Raw genomic sequence first — 6,759 nt, 5'->3', positions numbered from 1 at the left:
CCTCACCGAACACGACCAGCGCAAGATCTTCGAACTCAACACCCGCCGCGTCTACCCACGACTCGACGCCCAACTCACCGCCGCAGGACGCTAGTCGCCGGTGGCCCAGTCCGGCCTCGGCAGCGGCACGATCAGCGCTGGTTGCGAGGCCCGAGGCCCTCTTGCCGGTGCGCACGCGCCGGCCAGAAGGCTTGGGCCTGGTGCAGCGCGAAGGCGCACTGAGGGGCGCTGGGCGGCACAGCGTCCGGCCGAGCTTTAGCACCTCGTCAAGGCGATGTCGCTGTCAATGCCAACCCGTGCCAAGCGGCACCGCGCCGATCCGCAGTGGAGCCGGTCTGAGCGTCGGCGCATCGTGGGCGTCGGAGGCTTTCCATCGGCTCACCGGCGGACCGCGAAGATCATCCGGATCACAGCTTGGGGAGAACCTGCGACGCGATGTCCTCCAGCACGTCTTCACGGCCCGCGAAGACACCATCCGCGCGCGGCCAGGGCGCCACGACGTCGGTGAAGCCGAGCTCGTCCGCCCGGGAGAGGAAGTCCCGGTAACACTCGACGGAGGACAGCGCGTAGACCGGTGCCGAGTCGAACTGCAGGAAGCGCTGGATCTCTCCCCGATCCCTGCCGTGCTCGGCCAGAACGTCGTCGAACCGGTGGGCAGCCGCCGCGACGGAGCCCCACCACTCGTCGAGGCCCGGAGCGGCTCGGGTGCCCATGGTGATCCACCCTTGCCCGAACCGGGCGGCCACCGCCATCGCTCTCGGCCCGTCGGCGGCCACGACGAACGGCAGCCGGGGCTGCTGAACGCAACCGGGCGCCCTGCGCGCCTCGAACGCCTCGTAGAACTCGCCCTTCCAACTGACCGTGTCGGTGGTCAGCAGCGCATCCAGGAGCTCGACGAACTCGGCGAACCGACGGGTCCTGCCGGACAGGCGCTCGCGGACGCCGAAGACCCGTGAGTCGTAATCGCCGTCGCTCCCCGAGCCCACGCCGAGGATGAATCGTCCGGAGGAGATGTCGTCCAACGCCGTCAGCTCCCGCGCGAACGGAACGGGGTGGCGGATGTTCGGTGATGCGACGAGCGTGCCGAGCCGGATCCGTGTGGTCGCTGCTGCGGCGGCGGTGAGCGTCGGCACCGCGCCGAACCACGGGCCGTCCACCAGCGAGCGCCATCCCAGGTGGTCGAAGGTCCACGCGTGGTCGAACCCGTACTCCTCGGCCGCAGACCAGCGGCGTTTCGCGTCCGCCCACCGGTACTCGGGAAGGATGACGATCCCGGCCCTCATGCCGACGTCTCACGCTCAGGCACCGTCGAACTCCATTCCTCCGGCACCGGCCGGCTCCGTACAGCCGGTGCACGCCTCGTGGCCAAAGCCATGATCACGAATGCGGAGAAGAGCACGCCAGGCGGGATCCCCGCGCTGTAGCCGTCCCACAGCACCACGAGCTGGCGCGTGTTCATGACGAACTGCTCAATCGGCATCATGTGCCGATAGCGTCTGTGATCCATGCCCGCGACGGAGGTTCGACCGTGGACGAGAGCGAGTCGGCACGCCATCGCCGACGCGGCCGACAGACAGTGATCGGCCGAGGGTGATCGGTAGTGGACAAACCTCTCCAGCTCCTGGATGAGTCCTTCTCCCGCGTGCTGGCCATCGTCGCGCACCCGGACGATCTCGAGTACGGCACAGCCGCCGCGGTGGCGCGATGGACAGCGCAGAGCAAGCAGGTCGTGTACTGCCTCGCGACGAGTGGCGAGGCCGGGATCGACGGGATCGAGCCGGAACGCTGCGGTCCGTTGCGAGAGGCCGAGGAGCGCGCGGGCGCGGCGCTGGTCGGCGTGGACACCGTGGAGTTCCTCGGTTACCCCGACGGCGTGCTGGAGTACGGGCTCGACCTTCGCCGGGACATCGCCCGGGCGGTGCGGCGGCACAAGCCGGACGCGGTGATCACCGGCAACCACCATGAGACCTGGAGCCCCGGCGTCTACAACCAGGCCGACCACATCGCGCTCGGCCGGGCGGTGATCGACGGGGTGCGGGACGCGGCCAACAGGTGGGTGTTCCGCGAGCTCGCCGACGAAGGGCTCGCACTCTGGCGCGCCTCCCAGATCCTGGTCCCCTGGAGTCCGATCGCAACACACGCCGTGGACGTCACCGACACGTTCGATGCCGGGGTCTCCTCACTTCGGGCGCACTCCGAGTATCTGCGCGGCCTCGGCGATTCGGACGCCATGAGCGACCCGGAAGAGTTTCTGGCAGCCCTGGCTCGTCCGGTAGGCGCAAGCATCGACACCCGTTATGGCGTCGCGATGGAAGTCATCACTTCCGATTGATCAACGCACTTATTACGTCAGGCGCTGTGATTCTCCGCGTTGATCATCCAGGCGTACTTCTCCAGATCATCGATGATCGCGTGCAATAGATCGGCGCTGGACGGGTCGTCCGCATCGACATCGTCGTGAACGGTGCGCATGGTCGCGGTCGCGGCGGCGATGCGATCGGTGATCAGGTCGACCACCGTGGCGGTGTTCTGCTCGCCTGCGGGAAAGGCCGGCAGGCTGGTGGTGGCGGTCACGGTGTCGGAGCGGCCGTCAGGGCTCGCCTGCAGGGCCCGCAGCCGCTCCGCGATGGTGTCGCTGGCTTCCCTGGCGATGTCGACCAACTCGTCGAGCTGCAGGTGCAGGTCACGGAAGTTCTTACCGACGACGTTCCAGTGTGCCTGCTTTCCCTGCAGATGCAGTTCGATCAGGTCGACCAGGACGACCTGGAGGTTGTTCGCCAGCCGCGCCGAGGCAACGAAGCGGTCGGCCGCGCTGGTCCGCCGCCGGGAGTCGGTGCGGGACGGGGTCATTGCAGTCATGTTTGCATGGCCTTTCTTCTGACTCATTTTCTCTTGCGTGAACCAGATGGCAGCTCACATTCCGGGACCGATGCCATGGTATCGCGAAGTAGAACAACCGGCGGTAGCGAGCGAACGACGCGCAGTGCCGGTTTTTCGGATCAGTTCGGCGGCTCGCATACCGGCCACGTGTCCGAAATGTCCATCCTCGCGATCGTTTCGGTCATGGGCCACGCCTTTCCCGTAAATTTGCTCTACGTCGAGCGTGCTCGTGCCGTCGGCGCCGGGCCCCGCGCGGGCGGGGGCTGCTCGACGGCCGCCGCGCCACCACGCACTGGCGTCACATCGGCGCGCTGACCAGGAGCTACCCGGACATCGTCGTGGAGCCCGACGCCATCGTCGTCCGCCACGGCAGGACGTTCACCACAGCCGGTGTACCAGCAGGGATCGACCGTGTACTCGCACTTCTCGAGGACGACCACGGCGAGGAGCCGGCGCGGCAGGTCACGCAGTCGCTCGTGGTGTTCCTCCAACGCCCAGGCTGGCAATCGCGGTTCTCGCCCACGCTGAGCGGCCCCGGTCGGCTGACTTCAGCACTGCGCGGGCGACCACTCCACCCCGATGCTCCCAGCGCTCGCCGCGATGAGCCCGCGCCACCTCACCCGTCTGTTCCGCGAAGAGCTCGGCACGACCCCCACCAAGTACGTCGAGTCGGTGCGCTTCGACGGCGCCAGGGCCGCGCTGGAGTCGGGTTACACGGTCGCCGAGACCGCCGAGCCGGTCGGCTACGGCTGCGCCGAGTCGTTACGCCGCGCGTCCGTGGCACGACTCGGAGTGTCGCCGAGGGCTTACCGGCAACGCTCCGCTCAAAGGCGCGACAGCCGGCACCGGAACGTCACGGACACGCCGAACCACCTGCTACCTCTGGCGGAATCGACGGCTTCGCCCCTCGCGGTCGTCCGTCGTGTGTCGGGATGCCAACCCGGGTACCCGCACCCATGGCGAAGTGGGAGCACATGCATTTCTCCAGCCAGTCGGTGCCCGGTGCCGGTGGACCCGCCGCCGATGCGCGCACACCGGACGGGCAGAGCGCGCTGCGGCTACACGCGGGGATCGCCACCGTTGCGTTCGTGCTGTCCACCCTCGTCACCGTGATCTTCTTTCTCGAGGGCCAGATCGTGCTCGGCATCATCTTCGGGGTGATCACGCTGGGCTGCATCGGCGCATTCGGGTGGGCGACCGCCAGCCTGCGGCGGGCACGCCTAAGCCGGTAGCCACATCGAACCCTGGCGACGCCGGCGCGGAGCCGTGGCGCCCCTACCGAACACCCGCATGCATGCACCTCTGGCAGATCGCGCTCCGGCGCGGCGAGGACCGCGGACCACAGGACGACCGAGGAGGGCCGATGGCAGGCGGCGGCGTGGAGGCGGTGGTCTTCGACCTCGATGGCGTGCTCGTCGACTCCGAGGAGCTGTGGGACGAGGTGCGCCGCGCGATGGCCGACGCGGCCGGACGGCCCTGGCCTGCGGATGCGACCCGTGCGATGCAGGGGATGAGCACGGCGGAGTGGTCCGCATATCTGACCGAGACGGTAGGCGTTCCGGGCCGGCCGGAAGAGGTCGCGACCACGGTGATCGACCGCATGGCTGCCCGCTACGGCGCGAGGCCGCCCCTGCTTCCCGGCGCAGGCGAGGTCGTGCGGCGGCTGGGCAGCCGGTGGCCGCTCGGGCTCGCCTCCTCCTCTCCGCGGCGATTGATCGACGCTGTGCTGGAGTCGGCGGATTTCCGCAACTCGTTCCGGGTCACGGTCTCCACCGAGGAAGTGGGGTCGGGCAAGCCCTCCCCTGCCGTCTATCAGGAGGCGGTTCGGCGGCTCGGCGTGTCCGCGGCGCGTGCCGTGGCGGTGGAGGACTCGAGCAACGGGCTCCGGTCGGCCGCGGCGGCTGGTCTGGGCCTCATCGCGGTGCCGAACGTGGCCTTTCCGCCGGACGACAACGCGCTCGCACTCGCCCGTGTCGTCGTCCGCTCACTGGACGAGATCTCCCCGCAACTCGTTGTCACGGCCGCCACAACGCCTGCACAGCGTGACTCCGACGGGTAGCAGGACTGGCTGCTCGCCCCGAGCGGGACCTGCTCACCGCCGATGCAGGATCCCTGACGACAGCGTTGACGCGGTCAGGTGTTTGTATCCGACACTCTCGAAGTAGACCAGAAGCTCGTGGTCGTCTCGGCTCAGCATCTGTCCCTCTCCCCAGAGGCGATGGCGCACCGGAATCCCACCGGTGACCGACGGACGGGAAGGTGCCGTCGGTTTCGAGAACTGATCGTTGTCGCAGTTCTCGCAGGGAGGGGTATAGCTCTCGCCGAAATAGGCGAGAAGTTCCGCCCGACGGCATCGCGTACTCTCCGCGTACTCGCGGGCGGCGTTGAGACGGCTGGACAGCACGGCTTGCCGCCGTTGATCCAGCGCCACCAGTTGATCGGTCAGATCGACGGGACGGGGTAGATCCTGCTCAGGCTCGACAACGCGCTGCTGACCAGATCCTGCAAGTCTGACGAATCCCAGCTCACTCAGTTCGTTGACCACGCGGTCGACAGCGTGTGCATGCACCTCGGAAGACTCGACCAGATCCGCAACTGCAACCTGCCCGCCGGCGTTCTCGATTGCATCGACGACCCGATGAAGCGTCTCTTCGCCCAGGTGCGTACGCGCCGCGAGGCTTCGAGGTATTCGAATGGTCCGCGGGTCGTGCACCAGGACCGCAGCAGCCGGCTCTCCGTCCCGGCCGGCACGCCCGATCTCCTGGTAATAGTCGTCGATGCTTGCGGGGACGCCCGCATGCACCACGGTCCGGATATCAGACTTGTCGATTCCCAGGCCGAACGCGCTGGTGGCAACCACGACATCCAGGCGTCCCGAGAAGAATCTGTCCTGAACGTCCGCCCTGGCGCCGGCAGCCAGACCAGCGTGGTACGGAGCCGTCCGGAAGTCGTCGAGCCGGAGCCTGTCGGCGAGCGACTCGCATCGTGCGTGAGTGAGCGCGTAGACCAGGGCAGGAGTCTCTTGCTGGATCACCACGTCGACGCAACGATCGTCGACAGCGCGGGCCTCCGGCTTGCTGGGCTGGGTTTGCCGCATGGCGAGCGATATGTTCGGTCGGTCGAAATCGGCGACCACTACTTCCGGAGACCGCATTCCCAGGCGGCGCGTGATGTCCGCCTGCACGGGCGGGGACGCCGTCGCCGTCAGAGCGAGGATCGTCGGTCGGCCGAGTTCGGCGATCGCGTCGACCAGCCTCAGGTACTCGGGCCTGAACTCCTGACCCCACTCGCTCACGAGATGCGCCTCGTCGACGACGAACAGGCCGACGTCGCGTGCGCCGGCACGTACCGCGTCGCGCGTCTCGGAGTTCGTGAGTTGCTCAGGTCCGATGAGGAGAAAATCGAGGTCTCCCCTGGCCAGACGCGCAAGGGTGTCCTGACGCTCGTGCGCCCTCTGAGAGGAATTCAGCAGCTCGGCTTCGACAGGCCGTGGCGCTCCGTAGCGGCGGCCTGCGATCGATCTGATCTGGTCGCGCTGCAAGGCGATCAGCGGCGAGATCACCAGCGTGAGACCGCCGAGAGAGAGGCCTGCGAGTTGGTAGATGGCGCTCTTTCCGCTGCCAGTCGGCAGCACGGCCAGCGTGTCACGGCCCGCGACGACCGCATCGACCGCCTGTTTCTGGGAAGGCCGCAAGCTGAAGTCGAACAGCGCGCTCGCTACCGCGGCAGGCGTGAGGCGTGGGCCGGACATACGTCGAAGGTACCCAGGGAGCGGCTCGTGACGCTGTCACACGAATCGATGATCACGCATCCCGCCACCCCGAGGAGAAGTCATTTTGTCATGTTCGACGATCAGATCTACGTCTATCCGGATCAAGG

7 protein-coding genes and 1 pseudogene are annotated in these 6,759 nt (G+C 67.7%); 4 read left to right on the top strand and 4 right to left on the bottom strand.

What is annotated here, in order from left to right; all coding sequences use genetic code 11:
- Positions 1–407: 407 nt before the first annotated feature.
- Together MMF94_RS40315 and MMF94_RS40310 are read right to left on the bottom strand one after the other, a co-directional pair.
- Positions 408–1,283, bottom strand: a complete 876-nt coding sequence (locus tag MMF94_RS40315; RefSeq protein WP_241042770.1) for an LLM class flavin-dependent oxidoreductase — start codon at positions 1,281–1,283, stop codon at positions 408–410.
- A complete protein-coding gene (locus tag MMF94_RS40310; RefSeq protein WP_241042769.1) occupies positions 1,280–1,483 on the bottom strand; it encodes a hypothetical protein in 204 nt (67 codons plus the stop codon). The genes MMF94_RS40315 and MMF94_RS40310 overlap by 4 nt, the downstream gene beginning before the upstream one ends.
- A gap of 117 nt (positions 1,484–1,600) precedes the next feature.
- On the opposite strand from MMF94_RS40310, the gene MMF94_RS40305 reads away from it, so the two are divergent.
- Entirely contained in the window at positions 1,601–2,332 is a 732-nt protein-coding gene (locus tag MMF94_RS40305; RefSeq protein ID WP_241042768.1) for a PIG-L deacetylase family protein, read from the top strand.
- 17 nt (positions 2,333–2,349) lie between these two features.
- On the opposite strand, the gene MMF94_RS40300 is transcribed toward MMF94_RS40305, so the two are convergent.
- On the bottom strand, positions 2,350–2,859 hold the full coding sequence (locus MMF94_RS40300) for a Dps family protein (RefSeq protein WP_241042767.1): 510 nt from the start codon (positions 2,857–2,859) through the stop codon (positions 2,350–2,352).
- A gap of 600 nt (positions 2,860–3,459) precedes the next feature.
- Here MMF94_RS40300 and MMF94_RS43930 point away from each other — a divergent pair.
- The 3 genes and pseudogenes from MMF94_RS43930 to MMF94_RS40290 all read left to right on the top strand — a co-directional run.
- Positions 3,460–3,639: pseudogene (locus tag MMF94_RS43930) on the top strand (helix-turn-helix domain-containing protein); the annotation flags it as partial.
- Between the two features lie 197 nt (positions 3,640–3,836).
- Positions 3,837–4,112 (top strand): hypothetical protein, encoded by a 276-nt coding sequence (locus MMF94_RS40295; protein WP_241042766.1) that lies wholly within the window; start codon positions 3,837–3,839, stop codon positions 4,110–4,112.
- A 131-nt stretch (positions 4,113–4,243) separates the two neighbouring features.
- Positions 4,244–4,939, top strand: coding sequence for an HAD family hydrolase (locus tag MMF94_RS40290; protein ID WP_241042765.1), 696 nt, complete (start codon positions 4,244–4,246; stop codon positions 4,937–4,939).
- 33 nt (positions 4,940–4,972) lie between these two features.
- Here MMF94_RS40290 and MMF94_RS40285 read toward each other — a convergent pair whose 3' ends face one another.
- Entirely contained in the window at positions 4,973–6,631 is a 1,659-nt protein-coding gene (locus MMF94_RS40285; RefSeq protein WP_241042764.1) for a RecQ family ATP-dependent DNA helicase, read from the bottom strand.
- Positions 6,632–6,759 lie beyond the last annotated feature (128 nt).

Origin of the sequence: Pseudonocardia alaniniphila (genome assembly GCF_022524485.1) — a bacterium.
Lineage (GTDB): Bacteria > Actinomycetota > Actinomycetes > Mycobacteriales > Pseudonocardiaceae > Pseudonocardia > Pseudonocardia alaniniphila.
The sequence above is the reverse complement of the archived record's forward strand: the minus strand, read 5'-3'. Positions and strand labels throughout refer to the sequence as shown.